Origin of the sequence: Phenylobacterium sp., assembly GCF_030698145.1 — a bacterium.
Classification (GTDB): Bacteria; Pseudomonadota; Alphaproteobacteria; order Caulobacterales; family Caulobacteraceae; genus Phenylobacterium.
The window spans coordinates 39,811-53,595 of sequence record NZ_JAUYNW010000080.1; the positions used below are offsets into that span (position 1 = coordinate 39,811).

The following is a 13,785-nucleotide window of genomic DNA, read 5'->3' on the forward strand; positions in this document are numbered from 1 at the left end:
GCAGGTTCCGGTGGCCTTTCGTGACAATCCGTTCGGCGAGCTGAAGGTCCCGCTGGCATGGACAGCGGGGGTGGCCTTGGCCGTGGCTGTCGTCGTGGCCGTGGCGCTGCTGATGTCGGACCGTCGCGAGACCTTCCAGACCGAGGCCTATGGCGCGACCCGCCGGGTCGGCGACGCGGTGGCCGCGCCGGTGACCCAGACCCTGGCCACCCCGACCCAGTGGATCGGCGACGGCGTCGACTATGTCCGCGGCTACTTCTTCGCGATCTCCGAGAACCGGCGGCTGAAAGCCGAGCTGGTGGTGGCCCAGGAATGGCGCGACGCCGCCCTGGCGATGCGCGACACCAATGATCGCTACAGGGCCCTGCTGGGTCTCAAGACCGACCCGCCGATTCCCATGGCCGCGGCCCGCACGGTCAGCGGCTCGCGCGGGCCCTTCGCCAACACCCGCCTGGCCAACGCTGGGCGCGAGAAGGGCATCAAGGTCGGCAACCCGGTGATGAGCGAGACCGGGCTGGTCGGACGGATCATCGGGGTGACCGACGGGGCGAGCCGCATCCTGTTGCTGACCGATATCGCCTCGCGGACCCCGGTCATGGTCGACCGGACCAATGCGCGCTCCATCCTGACCGGCGACGGCGGACCCAATCCGCGGCTGGACTACCTGCGCGGCAAGGATCCCGTGAAGGAGGGCGACCGGGTGGTCACCTCCGGCGACGGCGGGGTGCTGCCGCGCGGCCTGCCGGTGGGCGTGGCGGTCAAGGGGCTGGACGGCCGTTGGCGGGTGGCGCTGGCGTCGGATTCCTCGCCCATCGATTTCGTCCGCATCCTGCTGTTCCAGGATTTCTCGCAACTCGCCAACGCCGCCGAACTCAATCGCATCCCGCCGCCGCCGCCACCGGCCACGGGTCCTGCGACCTCGGTCGGCGTGACGCCCGCGCCAGTCCTGAGCGCCACTGCGCCGGCCACCATCCCGGCGCCTGCCGCCAGGGCGGTGACGCCCCGGCCCGCCGCGCCGCGGCCTGCGCCGCCGCGGCGCGCCGCGCCCGCCACATCTCCGCCGCCAGCCGCCGCGCCGCCCCAGGCGCCGCCGCAGCCCCCGCCCGCGGAGGTGCCGTTTTGAGCCTGGCCGGCGCGCGACCGCTCAATCCGGTGCTTTGGCTGGGCTTGCCCATGGTCCAGGCCCTGGCGCTGACCATGCTGTTCGCGATCCCGTTCCGAGTGTTCGGACTGCAACCGCCGGAACCGATCTTCGCGCTGGCTCCGGCCTTCGCCTGGGCGGTGATCCGGCCCTCGATCCTCGCGCCGTTCGGGGTCCTGGCCATGGGCCTGTTCCTGGACCTGTTCTGGGGTGGACCGGTGGGGCTGTGGGCCCTGTCACTGCTGACCGGCTACGGCGCGGTCCTGGCTGGGCGCACCCTGATCGTGGGTCAGAGCCGGCTGATGATGTGGGTCTGGTTCGGCGCCTGCTGCGCCCTGAGCCAGCTCGCCGCCTACCTGTTCACCATGGCCGATTCCGGGGGCACGGCCAGCCTCGTCGCGGTCGGCTGGCAGTTCCTGGCCACGGTCATCCTCTTTCCGTTCGCCGATCACCTGATCGACCGGTTCGAGGACGCCGACGTGAGATTCCGTTAGGATCGGGCCCATGAGCGAGCCGTCCATCTTCTTCTCCGAGGTGAACGAACGGCAGGGGGTCTTCCATCGCCGGACCTTCCTGCTGGGCGGGTTCGCGGGCCTGGGCCTGGCGGCGCTGGGCGGGCGGCTCGCCCACCTGCAGATCGTCGAGACCCAGCGCTACGAGAAACTTTCGGCCTCCAACCAGTTCAACTTCCGCCTGGTGCCGCCGCCGCGCGGTCTCATCGTCGACCGCAACGGCGCGATCCTGGCCTCCAACCGCCCGAACTTCCGCCTGCTGGTCAGCCGGGAGGAGGACACCGACGCCAAGGCGGTCCTGAAGACCCTGGCCGATTTCGTGCCCCTGGACGCCAGCCGCCAGGCGCGGCTGGCCAAGGACATCGCCCATGCGCCCAAGCGCTCGCCGGTCTCGGTGATGGAGGACATGAGCTGGGAGGAGTTCTCGGCGATCAATATCCGCGCCCCGGAACTGCCCGGCGTCACCGCCGACATGGGCGAGGTGCGAGTCTATCCGCACGGGGGCGCCTTCGCCCACGTGATCGGCTACGTGGCCAAGGTCAACAAGGAGGACCTGGCCCCGACTGGTCCCAATTCCGACCCCATTCTCCTGCATCCTGGCTTCAGGATTGGGCGGCAAGGCGTTGAAAAAGCTTTCGATCTCGATCTCCGAGGCAAGCCAGGCGCCCGCAAGGTCGAGGTGGACGCCAACGGCCGCGAGGTCCGCCAGGACGAGAACGGCGACATCGCCGCCGAGCCCGGCGCGGAGATCCGCCTCTCCCTGGATGTCGACATCCAGAACCGCGCCATCGAGGTGTTCGGCGACGAGAGCGGCGGCGCGGTGATGATCGACTGCCGGACCGGCGACGTGCTGTGCCTGGCCTCGGCGCCGAGCTTCGACGCCAACCGGTTCGTCCGGGGCATGACCGGTCCCGAGTACCGGGCGCTGGCCAACTACGAACGCCGCCCGTTGCTGGACAAGGCGCTGACCGCCACCTACCCGCCGGGCTCCACCTTCAAGACCATGACCGCCCTGGCGGCGCTGGACGCCGGCGTCGACCCCGAGATGAAGACCATCTGCGGCGGCGGCTGGTTCTTCGGCGGCCGCTATTTCCGCTGCCACAAGCGCGGCGGACACGGGGCGCAGAACATGCGCGACGCCCTGAAGAACTCCTGCGACGTCTATTTCTACCAGACCGCCCTGCGCATCGGTCCCGACCAGATCGCCAAGACCGCCGAGGCGTTCGGCCTGGGGCAGGTGTTCGACATCGGCATCTCCGGCCAGAAGAAGGGCACCGTGCCCTCGACGGAGTGGAAGCGCCGCTATTTCAAGAAGAACCCGGCGAACCAGAAATGGTACCCGGGCGAGTCCTTGAGCTACGGGATCGGGCAGGGCGCCCTCGAGGTGAATTGCCTGCAGCTCGCCGTCATGACGGCGCGGCTGGCCAATGGCCGCAAGGCGTTGAACCCCCGCCTGGTCCGCGCGATCGGCGGCAAGGAGCTGCCCTCCGGCGCTGCGGTGCCAGACCTGCCGTTCAAGGCTGAGCACATCGCCTATGTCCGCGACGGCATGGCCGCGGTGACCGAGGCCGGGGGTACTGGCTTCCGCGCCTCGCAGCTAGGGCTGGGCGACGTCCTGATGGCCGGCAAGACCGGCACGGCCCAGGTGCGGTCCTACGCCTCGGGCGGGCCGCGCGGCGGGGTGGGCCAGCCCTGGCGGTTCCGCGACCACGGCCTCTTCGTCTGCTTCGCGCCCATCGATCAGCCGCGCTACGCCCTGGCGGTGATCGTCCAGCACGGCCTGGGCGGATCGATCAACGCCGCGCCCAAGGCCCGCGAGATCATGCGCGTGGCCCTGCTGAAGGATCCTGAGATCCGCGCGCGGATCGAGAAGCCCTTGCCGATGCCCGACATGGGCGCCGAGGCCGGCCTCGCCGACCTGCCCGATGCGCCGGTCGTCGCCGCGCCGCCGCCTCTGCCGCCGGGAGGCCCCACATGACCGTCAGCGCCCTGACCCGCCCCGGCGAACGCGACCGGGCCATCGTCAAGTTCGGCGAAATCGACTGGCTGTTCGCCCTCGCGCTCTGCCTTATCGCCGGCGTGGGGTCGCTGATGATGTTCTCCATCGCGGGCTCGTCGTGGGATCCCTGGGCGGGCAACCACCTGCTGCGCTTCGGTCTCTGCTTCGTGGCCATGGTGGTGTTGGCGATGGTCGACCTGCGGGTCTGGTCGTTCCTGGCCTATCCGATCTACGGGATAGGGCTGTTGCTGCTGGTGGCCGTGGAGGTGGCCGGCGACACCCGGATGGGCGCCACGCGCTGGCTCTCGATCGGGCCGTTCAGCTTCCAGCCGTCCGAGGTGATGAAGCTGGGGATCGTGCTGGCCCTGGCGCGCTTCTATCACGGCATGTCGGCCGAGAGCGCGAGGCTGTCTTGGTGGCTGCTGATCCCGGCGGCGATGATCCTGGCTCCGGTCATCCTGGTCGCTCACCAGCCCGACCTCGGCACCGCCATGCTGATCGCGCTCACCGGCGGCGCCATCGTGATGCTGGCCGGTCTGTCCTGGAAGGTGATCGGCGCCATGGTGGGTTTGGCCGCGGCGGCCATTCCACCCTTCGTGCTGTTCGTGATGCACGACTACCAGCGCAAGCGGGTGCTGACCTTCCTCGATCCCGAGAGCGATCCGTCGGGTTCGGGCTATCACATCATGCAGTCGAAGATCGCGCTGGGCTCCGGCGGCTTCTTCGGCAAGGGCTATGGCCTGGGGTCCCAGAGCCAGCTCAACTTCCTGCCCGAGAAGCAGACCGATTTCATCTTCGCCACCCTGGCCGAGGAGTTCGGGTTCCTGGGTTGCATCTCGGTGCTGTTCCTCTACGGGGCCGTGATCTTCATGGCCCTGCGCATCGCCGCCATCTCCCACTCCCACTTCGGCCGGCTGGCGGCGGCCGGGACGACCGCCACCTTCGCCCTCTATGTGCTGATCAACGGGGCGATGGTCATGGGCCTCGCGCCCGTGGTGGGCGTGCCCATGCCGATGCTGTCCTACGGCGGGACGGTCATGGTGACGGTGATGATCGGCTTCGGCCTGGTCCAGGCCGTGCGCGTCCACCGCTATTCGGAAGTCACCAGCGGCAAGGGCGCCCTGCTCTAGACCCGCAACGCCTGGTCCGTCGCCCGGACCAGGCCGTCGACGATGCCGGGCTCGGTCGAGGCGTGGCCGGCGTCCCAGACGATGTCGAAGCGGGCCTCGGGCCAGGCGGTCTTGAGCGCCCAGGCGCTCTCCATCGGGGTGACCACATCGAACCGACCCTGGACAATCCATCCAGGAATATTCCGTATTTTTTCGATATTCTTCAGGATCCAGCCGTCCTCGTCGAAGAACCCGCCGTTGGCGAAGAAGTGGCATTCGATCCGCGCGAAGGCGATGGCGAAGTCGATCTCGTTGAACTTCGAGGGCCGGGCCTCCGGTCCGCGGATGGAGATGGTGTCGCCTTCCCACTGGCTCCAGGCCGCGGCGGCCTCGGCCTGCACCCGGCGGTCTTCGTGGGTCAGGCGGCGGTGATAGGCGCTCATCAGGTCGTGGCGCTCCTCGACCGGGATCGGGGCGGTGAACCGCGCCCAGGCGTCCGGGAACAGGATCGAGGCGCCGTCCTGGTAGAACCACTTCAGCTCGCGCGCGGTGAGCAGGAAGATGCCGCGAAGCACCAGACCCGCGACCCGGTCGGGGTGGGTGATGGCGTAGGCGAGCGCCAGGGTCGAACCCCAGGAGCCGCCGAACACCGTCCACGTCTCCACGCCCAGATGGACGCGAAGCCGTTCGATGTCCTCGATCAGCGACCAGGTGGTGTTGTCGTCCAGGCTGGCGTTGGGGCGCGACTTGCCGCAGCCGCGCTGGTCGAACAGGGCCATGCGCCACTTCGACGGATCGAAGAACCGCCGCATGGTGGGGTTGATCGCCCCGCCCGGGCCACCGTGCAGGATGACGCAGGGCTTCCCGTCGGCGGCCCCGCACTCCTCATAGAAGATCTCGTGCGGGCCGTCGGTCGCCAGCCAGCCCTGGGCGTAGGGCTCGTTCTCCCGGAAAAGCCCCCGCCTGTGCGCGGATGACGAGACGACGGGCGAAGGCGTGTTGCGTTCCATTTCCCGAGTTTACGTCGGGAAGCGGCGATCCATCCAGCCCAGGATGAGGCGATTGACCTCGTCGGGCTTCTCCTGCTGCGTCCAATGACCGGAATCCTTGATCAAGACCTTTTCTAGGTCGCCGATCACCTCCTGCATGCCGTCGGCCATGGCGGGGGAGAGGACCACGTCCTTCTCGGCCATGATCATCAGGCAGGGGATGCCGTCTACGCGGGTCGGCAGGCTGGCCGAGCGTTCCCAGTTGCGGGTGAAGTTGCGGTACCAGTTGATCCCGCCGGTGAACCCGGTGCGCTCGAAGGACTCGACGAAAGCCGCCAACTCGTCGGAACTGAGGAGCTGGTTGGCGGTGTCGGACTTGTCCCAGGCCTTCAGCGCGTCGCCGAAGGCGAAGGTCGGGGTTTCGGCGGTCGGTTCGCCGCTCAGGGCCAGGCCGGCCCCGGAACCCTCGCCGATAGCGGCCTCCAGCGCTGCGGGGGTGCGCATGAAGAAGCGCATGGTCTTGTCGACGTCGGCGCCCAGGGCCGCATCGGCCACGCCCGGCTTCTGGAACCAGACGATGTACATGTCCTCGCCAAACATCATCCGCATGCCGGCGATGGGGTCCATGGGCGGGCGGCGCATGAAGGGGGTGTTGAGCCCGACGATCCCGGCGACCCGCGTAGGGTGCATCAGGGGCAGGGCCCAGACGACGATGCCACCCCAGTCGTGGCCGACGAACACCGCCTTCTCCACGCCCAGGTGATCCAGCAACGCCACGAGGTCGCCGGTCAGGTGATCCATGTCGTAGTCGGTGATCGCGTCCGGCGCAGAGGTTAGGCCGTAGCCGCGCTGGTCGGGCGCGATGGCCCAACGGCCGGCGGCCTCGCAGGCCGCGAGCTGATGACGCCACGAAAAGGCCAGCTCCGGAAAGCCGTGGCAGAAGATGATCGGAACGCCTTCTCCGCGCGGCCCGACCTCGTAATAGGCCATGTCGACACCGTTGACGGTGGCGTGCTGGACGGGCGGCATCTGACGGGCGAGGGCGGACATGGGCGGCTCCGTGGAGGTTCTGGCGGCAGCCTGGCAGGCTTCCTTGCGCGGAAGGCAAGCTCGGCTTGGCTGTGACGTGAACCACGCTAGAAGGGCGCCATGACAGACCAGCGCCCCGCCGAAGAACGCACGCCCTGGGGCCTGGTGATCCTGCTGGGATCGCTGACCGCCTTCGCGCCCATGTCCATCGACATGTACCTGCCCAGCCTGCCGGCCATCGGCGAGTCGCTGGGCGCGAGCGCGTCGCAGACCCAGGCGACGGTGGCCGCCTTCTTCGCCGGTATGGCCATCGGCCAGTTCCTCTACGGCCCGGCTTCGGACCGGTTCGGCCGACGCGCTCCGATCATGGTTGGCATCGCGATCTTCATCGCCGCCTCGATCGTCTGCGCGCTTGCGACGTCGCCGGAGATGCTGATCGGCGCGCGGTTCGTCCAGGCCCTGGGCGGCTGCGCCGGCGGGGTGGTGTCGCGCGCCATCGTCCGCGACCGATTCAACCACACCGAGACGGCGCGGATGCTGTCGCTGATGATGCTGATCATGGGGCTGGCGCCGATCCTGGCCCCGCTGCTGGGCGGCGTACTCCTGGCCCTAGGCGGCTGGCGGTGGAATTTCTGGGTGCTGGCCCTGTTCGGCCTAGCCTGCGGCGCGGCCGCCTTCTTCCGGCTCAAAGAGTCCCGTTCGGACGAGACCGCGGCCCAAGCCGCCTCCGAGAACCCGGTCCAGGCCTATCTCGCCCTGCTGGGCCAGCCGAGGCTGGTGGGATACGCCCTGGCCGGCAGCCTGAACGGCGCGACCCTGTTCACCTACATCTCCGCCTCGCCGGAACTGCTGATGGGGACCTATGGCATCTCGCCCTCAGCCTTCGGGTGGGTGTTCGGCCTCAACGCCGCGGCGGTGATCGGGGCCAGCCAGATCAATCGCTACGTCCTGCGGCGTTGGACGCCCGACGAGGTGCTGGAACGTGCGAGCGTGGTCGCCGTCGCCGCGGCCGTGGCGCTGGCCGCCGCGGCGCTCACCGGCTTCGGCGAGCGCTGGAGCGTGCTGCCCCTGCTGTTCGTGCTGCTGGGCAGCTACGGTTTCATGCAGGGCAACACCGTGGCTGGTGCGCTGAACGTCGACCCGAAGCGCGCCGGATCGATCTCGGCCCTGACCGGCGGGGCCTCGTTCGGGGTCGGCGCCCTTACCGCCAGCCTGGCCGGCGCCATGCACGACGGGACGCCGCGGCCGATGGCCCTGGTGATGCTGGCGGCCCTGGTGGGATCGGCGCTGACGCTGCGGTTCCTGGCGCTGCCGAAGAAGGCCTAGGCTCGGTCCACGTCCCGGGCGGCCCAGGCCAAGGTCGCCCAGCCGATCAGGAACAGCAGGCCTCCGATCGGCGTCACCGCCCCCAGCCAGCGCGGCCCGCCCAGGGCCATGGCGTAGAGCGAGCCTGAGAACACCACCACGCCCGAGAGAAAGAAGGCCGGCGCGCGCCGGGCGTTCTTCGCGCCGATGTTCATAAAGGTGGCGCAGGCGAAGGTGGCCATGGTGTGCATGAAGCCATAGGTCGATCCGGTGCGCAGCCACTCCTGGGCCTTGGGATCGGAGACGCCATGGGCGGCGAAGGCTCCGACGGCGACGGCGACAAACCCGCCGGCCGCGGCCAGCGTCATCCAGGTGCGGCGGGTCCAGATCATCTCAGCCCCATAGCTGGGGCCGGCGATCCTTCCAAGGCGCTTCCTTCTCCAATTGCGCGGCGAGGCGGAAGAGGGTCGCTTCGTCGGCGAAACGAGCAGTGAACATCATGCCGATGGGCAATCCGTTGGCGGACATCTCTAGCGGCAGAGACATGGACGGCTGGCCCGAGAAGTTGAACGGCGGGGTGTAGGGGAAGGCCGCGCCCTGGCGGCGGTTCACCTCGCGCGGCTCCAGGTTCACCGGATCGATATGCCCGACCTCAGGAACGCTCGTGCCCAGGACCGGGCAGAGATAGACGTCCCAGTTCTCGAAGAAGGCCAGGGTCTTGCGATTGAGCACCCGCAGGTCCTGCCAGCCACGCCACGCCTGCTCACCGGTGACCTTACGTCCGCCCTTCAGCGAGGCCCAGGTCAGGGGCTCCAGTTCGTCGGGCTCGGGCTCGCGGCCGATCTGCTCGATGAGCCGAGCCATGTCGGCGGCGAAGTTGGCGCCGGAGACCGGTCCGCGCGCCGCGTAGAGGGCGCGGTAGTCGATGCCGAGGCCCTTCTCCACCACCTCGTGGCCCAGGCGCCTCAGCAGATCGGCGGTGCGCTCCAAGGCGGCTTGGATCTGCGGCTCAATAGGCCGACCTGACGGGGTCTCCGACGACCAGGCGATGCGCAGCTTGCCAGGGCTCCGCTCGATCTCCTCCACATAGGGCCGTTCCTTCGGCGGCGCGGCGAAGGGGGCGTCGGCGCGGGGCGTGCCGGTGGCGTCCAGCATGGCGGCCGAGTCGCGCACGGTGCGGGTGACCACATGGTCGACGGTGAAGCCCATGGCGTAGGCGGTGTCGTCCGGCCCGTTGGGATTGCGGTCGCGGGTGACCTTAAGCCCCACCAGGCCGCAGCAGGCGGCCGGGATGCGGATCGAGCCCAGGCCGTCGCTGGCGTGGGCCAGGGGCACGATGCCGGCGGCCACTGAGGAGGCCGCGCCGCCCGAGGAGCCGCCGGAGATATGGTTGGGGTTCCAGGGATTGCGACAGGCGCCCAGATGAGCGCCCTCGGTCGTGCCGGTGATGCCGTATTCCGGGGTGTTGGTCTTGCCCAGCGGCACCACGCCGGCCCCGCGATAGCGTGCGGTGAGGTCGCCGTCGTCGGTGTCCACCACGCTGGCGGCGAACTTGCTGCCATAGCTGCGCGGCCAGCCGGCCACCGGCATGCCCAGGTCCTTGATCAGGAAGGGCACGCCCCGGAACGGCCCGTCGGGCAGGGGCCCTTTCGCGGTCTCGCGGGCCTCGTCATAGGCCTTGTAGACCACGGCGTTGAGCGTCGGGTTGTGGCGTTCGATCCGCTCGATGGCGGCGTCGACGAGCTCCAGCGGCGTGACGTCGCCCTTGGCCACCAGGGCGGCGAGCGAGAGGCCGTCGTGCTCGGAATAGTCGCTGATCGGCATGTCGCCCTACCTCTGGCCGGCGGAAAGGAATGCGAGTTTCTCGACCGGCGCCAGGCCGGGGGCCTCGCGCTTCAGCACCGCGAAGGCGCCGTCGGCGGCGTCCAGGGCCTGGTCGATGTCGGCTTCGGTCATCGCAGCGCACAGGAACATGTTGTGCCAAGGATGCATGTAGACGCCGCGCGCCAGCATCTGGCTGACGAAGCAGAAGCCCTTGCGCAGGTCAGGGTCGTCGTCGAACAGGTAGAGCGGCATCTGGGTCGGGCCCGAGCAGCGCAGGCCGAAGCCTGCCGCCGCCGCGCGCCCGGTCAAGCCGTGCGCCAGCCGGTCGCCCAGGGCCTCGATGCGCTCCAGATAGTCGGTGTCCCGCACCAGGCGCAGGGTCTCCAGGGCCGCGGCCATCGGCGCGGCCTGGTACCAGAACGAGCCGGTGACATAGATCGAGGCCGCCGCCTTGCGGGCCTTTTCCGAGCCCAGCAGGGCCGAGATCGGGTGGCCGTTGGCGATGCACTTGCCCCAGGTGGAGAGGTCCGGCTCGATCCCCAGCAGCGACCAGGAGCAGTCGCGCGCCATGCGCAGACCCGCGCGCACGTCGTCGACGATCAGCAGGGCGCCGGTCTGGTCGCAGAGCTCCCGCGCGCGGCGGGCATAGGCCGGATCGGGCGCGGCCTGGTCGATGAAGGCGTCATGCTTGAAGGGGGCGGCGAAGATGGCGGCCAGGTCGTCGCCGGCCTCCGCCACCGCCGCTTCCAGGCTGGCGACGTCGTTGTAGTCGCAGAACACCTGATGGGCCTTGTCGCTGTCGATGGTCCCGGTCGGGCGGGGCGTGCACCAGGCGGCGGCCCCATGATAGGCGCCGCGGGCGCGGATGATGGTCTTGCGCCGGGTGTGGGCGCGGGCGGTGACCAGCGCCATGGAGGTGGCGTCCGTGCCGTTCTTGCAGAACATGGCCCAGGCGGCGTGGGTGACCATGGCCGTCAGTTCCTCGGCCAGACGGACCATCAGCTCCGTGGGTCCGGTCAGGGTGTCGCCCAGGCCGAGCTGGCGGACATAGGCCGCGTCGATCTCGGGATTGGCGTAGCCGAACAGGTTGGGCCCGTAGGCGCACATCAGGTCGAGATAACGGTTGCCGTCGACGTCCCAGATATGGGCGCCCTCGGCCTTGGAGAAGAACTGCGGATAGTCGTCGGGCAGCAGGCCCACGGCCTGGTGGCCGTACATGCCGCCCGGGATCACGGCCTGGGCGCGGTCCCGCAAGGCTCTGTCGAGGCTGTTGGCGCGATCCATCGCTGTCTCCCTCCGCCCGGCGCGTTTTCTTGTGGCCCTAAGCGTCGTCGACCTTACCCCGACCTCGCGCCTCGGCAACCATGCCGAGGCGCGAGGCGGACCCGGAGGAGGTTAGACCGGCTGAGCGCCGGCCAGGAAGTCCATCTTGCCCAGCGGGACGCCCTGGCTGCGCAGCACGCCATAGGCGGTGGTCACGTGGAACAGGAAGTTGGGCAGCGAGAAGCGCAGCAGGAAGTCCGTCGCCGTGAAGGTCATGGTGCGGCCGGGGAACTTCAGCTCAATGGTCCGGTCCTCACCGCCGTCGACCTGCTCGCGCTTGATGGTCTCGAGGAATGCGATGGTCTTGGCGACCCGCTCCTTGAGCTGCGGATAGCTCGTTTCCTCATCGGGGAAGCTGGGCGGGGTGATGGCCGCCAGGCGCGCGCCGCCGCCCTTGGCCGCGTCGCTGGCCAGTTGGATCTGGCCGACCAGGCTGTGCATGTCGGGCGCGAGCCGGGCCTCGGCGAGGGTCGAGAGCGCGACACCGTTGGCCTCGGCGTGGGCCTGGGCCTTGTCGAGCATGGCCGCGAGGTTGCGCAGCATATGCAGGTAGCCGGGGATCGAGGCGTCGTAGAGGGATAGGGACAAGGCAGGCTCCGATGGCTGGGGTTGTGCACGCCAGATAGGGCGGCGCGAGCACCTTCGCCATGGCGCCTCAGAACATGCCCACCAGGGTGGTGAAGAAGGCGATGATCGCCGCGAGGATCGCCTTGGAGAAGATCCACAACACGGCGATGGAGATGACCGCGAAGATCCAGCCGATGATGGCCGCCAGCCCGTCGCGCTCGGCCCCGCCGATGGCGAAGGCGGCGATGGCGAAGGAGGGCAGCATGTTGCCGAACGGAATCGGCAGGAAGACGATCAGCGAGAGCACGAAGCAGAGCAGGCCCACCAGCCGGTCGCCGACCGGATTGTACATGAAGGTCAGCCGGGGCCGCAGGCGCCGCTCGATCCGTTCCAGATAGGGCTTCAGCTTGGCCGACAGGGCGCGGAAGTCGGCCATGCTCATCTCGCGCTCGAGCAGGGCCTTGGGCAGCCAGAGCGTCCGATGGCCCAGCATCCACTGGGCGGTGATGAAGATCAGCGGCGCGCCCAGCAGGGCCGAGACGCCCGGCGGCATGGGCAGGACCAGGGGGGCGGCGAAGACGAACATCAGGGCGCCGAAGGCGCGGTCGCCGAAGGTCTCTATGACGTGGGCGACCTTGACCTTGCGCGTCGAACGCTGGCCGATCTGCTCGAGCAGTTCGGAAACGCGCGCGGCTCTGGAGGGTTCGGACATCGCAGCTTGGCGCTACCATGCGTCGAGGGCGTTGCGGAAGACAAAGAGCGCGAGTCTTTGGAGATGTCGCAAGAATGGCGCAGACGACTCGCAGTAGCTGACGTCGCTAGATGAACCAGCCCGTCCGCCTTGGCCTGTTTTACGCCGCCCTGTTCGTCGGCAGCGGCGCGAGCTCGCCCTATATTCCGGTCTGGTTCGCCAGCCGAGGGCTCTCGGGTGCGGAGATCGGCCTGATCCTGTCGGCGCCCATGCTGGCGCGCGCGGTGACGGCGCCGGCCATCGCAATGTGGGCCGACAGCTTCAAGCTGCGGCGCACGCCAATGGTCCTGATGGCCCTGGCCGTGGCCGGCGCCTATGGCTTGCTGGCCGCGCCGTTCGGCTTCGCCTGGTGGTTCGGGGTCTGGTTCTTCGCCTCGAGCGTGTTCGCCACCATCATCCCCCTGGCCGATGTCATCGTGTTCAGCCGCGCCCGCCTGGACGGATTCAACTTCGGCTGGCCGCGCGGCATCGGATCGGCGGCCTTCATCGTGGCCAATGTGACTGTCGGCGCCCTGCTGGTCCGTCACGCACCGGAACTGGTGCTCATCTGGATCACGGCCGCCGCGCTGCTGGCGGCCCTGGGTGCGCGGCTGCTGTTGCCGCCCGATCCCGTGCGCGAAGGCGGCGCGGGCAGCCGGTTGGCCGAGCGGATGGGTGGCCTCAAGGACCTGCTGCGGGACGGGGACTTCATGTTGGCGGTGGTGTCTGTCGGCCTGATCCAGTCGGCGCACGCGTTCTACTACGCCTTCTCGACCTTGGCGTGGACGCAGCAAGGGGTGCCCGAGAGCATGACCGGCGCGCTCTGGGGGTTCGGGGTCGCGGTCGAGGTGGGGTTCCTGTGGTTCATGGAGCCCTGGCGGCGGCGGATGGGGCCGCGCAACCTGCTGGTCATGGGCGGGGCCGCGGCCGTGGTGCGTTGGACCGCGCTGGCCTTCGCGCCGCCGCTCTGGATGGTCTTCCCGCTGCAGGCGCTGCACACCTTCACCTACGCCGCCACCTTCATGGCGTCGATGCAGCTGGTCGAGCGGCTGTCGACCCCGGCCAACGCCTCGGCCGCCCAGACCATCAACTCGGCGCTGTCGGGCGGGATCCTGATGGGCGTGGCGACCATCGGCTCAGGCTGGCTGTTCGACGTCGCCGGAGCCAAGGGCTATCTCGCCATGTCGGCCATGGCCGCCCTGGGGCTGATCGGGGCGTTGCGGCTCTACGGCCTCCGGCGCCTGGACGCCTGAGCTT

Annotated in this window: 13 protein-coding genes; 6 read left to right on the top strand and 7 right to left on the bottom strand. The window is 69.2% G+C overall.

The genetic code is table 11. From position 1 onward, the window contains the following. Positions 1-10: 10 nt before the first annotated feature. Genes mreC through rodA form a run of 4 tightly spaced genes read left to right on the top strand, consistent with a single transcriptional unit; the run spans position 11 to position 4,782 of the window. Positions 11-1,123, top strand: a complete 1,113-nt coding sequence (gene mreC / locus Q8Q77_RS11525) for a rod shape-determining protein MreC (RefSeq protein WP_371130448.1) — start codon at positions 11-13, stop codon at positions 1,121-1,123. Beyond that, complete coding sequence (locus Q8Q77_RS11530; protein ID WP_305583721.1) at positions 1,120-1,635, top strand: hypothetical protein; 516 nt, start codon at positions 1,120-1,122, stop codon at positions 1,633-1,635. Before mreC ends, Q8Q77_RS11530 begins: the two co-directional genes overlap by 4 nt. 10 nt (positions 1,636-1,645) lie before the next feature. Further along, positions 1,646-3,631: a penicillin-binding protein 2 gene (gene mrdA, locus Q8Q77_RS11535; RefSeq protein WP_305583722.1), complete on the top strand. Its 1,986-nt coding sequence runs from the start codon at positions 1,646-1,648 to the stop codon at positions 3,629-3,631. Then, positions 3,628-4,782, top strand: a complete 1,155-nt coding sequence (gene rodA, locus Q8Q77_RS11540) for a rod shape-determining protein RodA (protein WP_305583723.1) — start codon at positions 3,628-3,630, stop codon at positions 4,780-4,782. Before mrdA ends, rodA begins: the two co-directional genes overlap by 4 nt. Here rodA and pip read toward each other — a convergent pair. Both pip and Q8Q77_RS11550 read right to left on the bottom strand, forming a co-directional pair. Then, entirely contained in the window at positions 4,779-5,771 is a 993-nt protein-coding gene (gene pip / locus Q8Q77_RS11545; protein WP_305583724.1) for a prolyl aminopeptidase, read from the bottom strand. The genes rodA and pip overlap by 4 nt on opposite strands. Positions 5,772-5,780: 9 nt before the next feature. Then, positions 5,781-6,800, bottom strand: a complete 1,020-nt coding sequence (locus Q8Q77_RS11550) for an alpha/beta fold hydrolase (protein WP_305583725.1) — start codon at positions 6,798-6,800, stop codon at positions 5,781-5,783. A gap of 99 nt (positions 6,801-6,899) precedes the next feature. On the opposite strand from Q8Q77_RS11550, the gene Q8Q77_RS11555 reads away from it, so the two are divergent. Next, positions 6,900-8,105 (top strand): multidrug effflux MFS transporter, encoded by a 1,206-nt coding sequence (locus Q8Q77_RS11555; RefSeq protein ID WP_305583727.1) that lies wholly within the window; start codon positions 6,900-6,902, stop codon positions 8,103-8,105. On the opposite strand, the gene Q8Q77_RS11560 is transcribed toward Q8Q77_RS11555, so the two are convergent. The 5 genes from Q8Q77_RS11560 to Q8Q77_RS11580 form a co-directional block, all read right to left on the bottom strand. After that, on the bottom strand, positions 8,102-8,476 hold the full coding sequence (locus Q8Q77_RS11560) for a DUF423 domain-containing protein (RefSeq protein ID WP_305583728.1): 375 nt from the start codon (positions 8,474-8,476) through the stop codon (positions 8,102-8,104). The genes Q8Q77_RS11555 and Q8Q77_RS11560 overlap by 4 nt on opposite strands. 1 nt (position 8,477) lies before the next feature. Further along, positions 8,478-9,908, bottom strand: coding sequence for an amidase (locus Q8Q77_RS11565; RefSeq protein ID WP_305583729.1), 1,431 nt, complete (start codon positions 9,906-9,908; stop codon positions 8,478-8,480). Positions 9,909-9,914: 6 nt separating this feature from the next. Beyond that, positions 9,915-11,192, bottom strand: a complete 1,278-nt coding sequence (locus Q8Q77_RS11570) for an aminotransferase class III-fold pyridoxal phosphate-dependent enzyme (protein ID WP_305583730.1) — start codon at positions 11,190-11,192, stop codon at positions 9,915-9,917. Between the two features lie 111 nt (positions 11,193-11,303). Next, entirely contained in the window at positions 11,304-11,819 is a 516-nt protein-coding gene (locus tag Q8Q77_RS11575) for a DUF1993 family protein (protein ID WP_305583731.1), read from the bottom strand. Positions 11,820-11,886: 67 nt separating this feature from the next. Next, positions 11,887-12,510: an exopolysaccharide biosynthesis protein gene (locus Q8Q77_RS11580; RefSeq protein ID WP_305583732.1), complete on the bottom strand. Its 624-nt coding sequence runs from the start codon at positions 12,508-12,510 to the stop codon at positions 11,887-11,889. A gap of 110 nt (positions 12,511-12,620) precedes the next feature. On the opposite strand from Q8Q77_RS11580, the gene Q8Q77_RS11585 reads away from it, so the two are divergent. Then, positions 12,621-13,781 carry an MFS transporter gene (locus tag Q8Q77_RS11585; protein ID WP_305583733.1) on the top strand — a complete coding sequence of 387 codons (1,161 nt, stop codon included), beginning with the start codon at positions 12,621-12,623 and terminating at the stop codon, positions 13,779-13,781. Positions 13,782-13,785 lie beyond the last annotated feature (4 nt).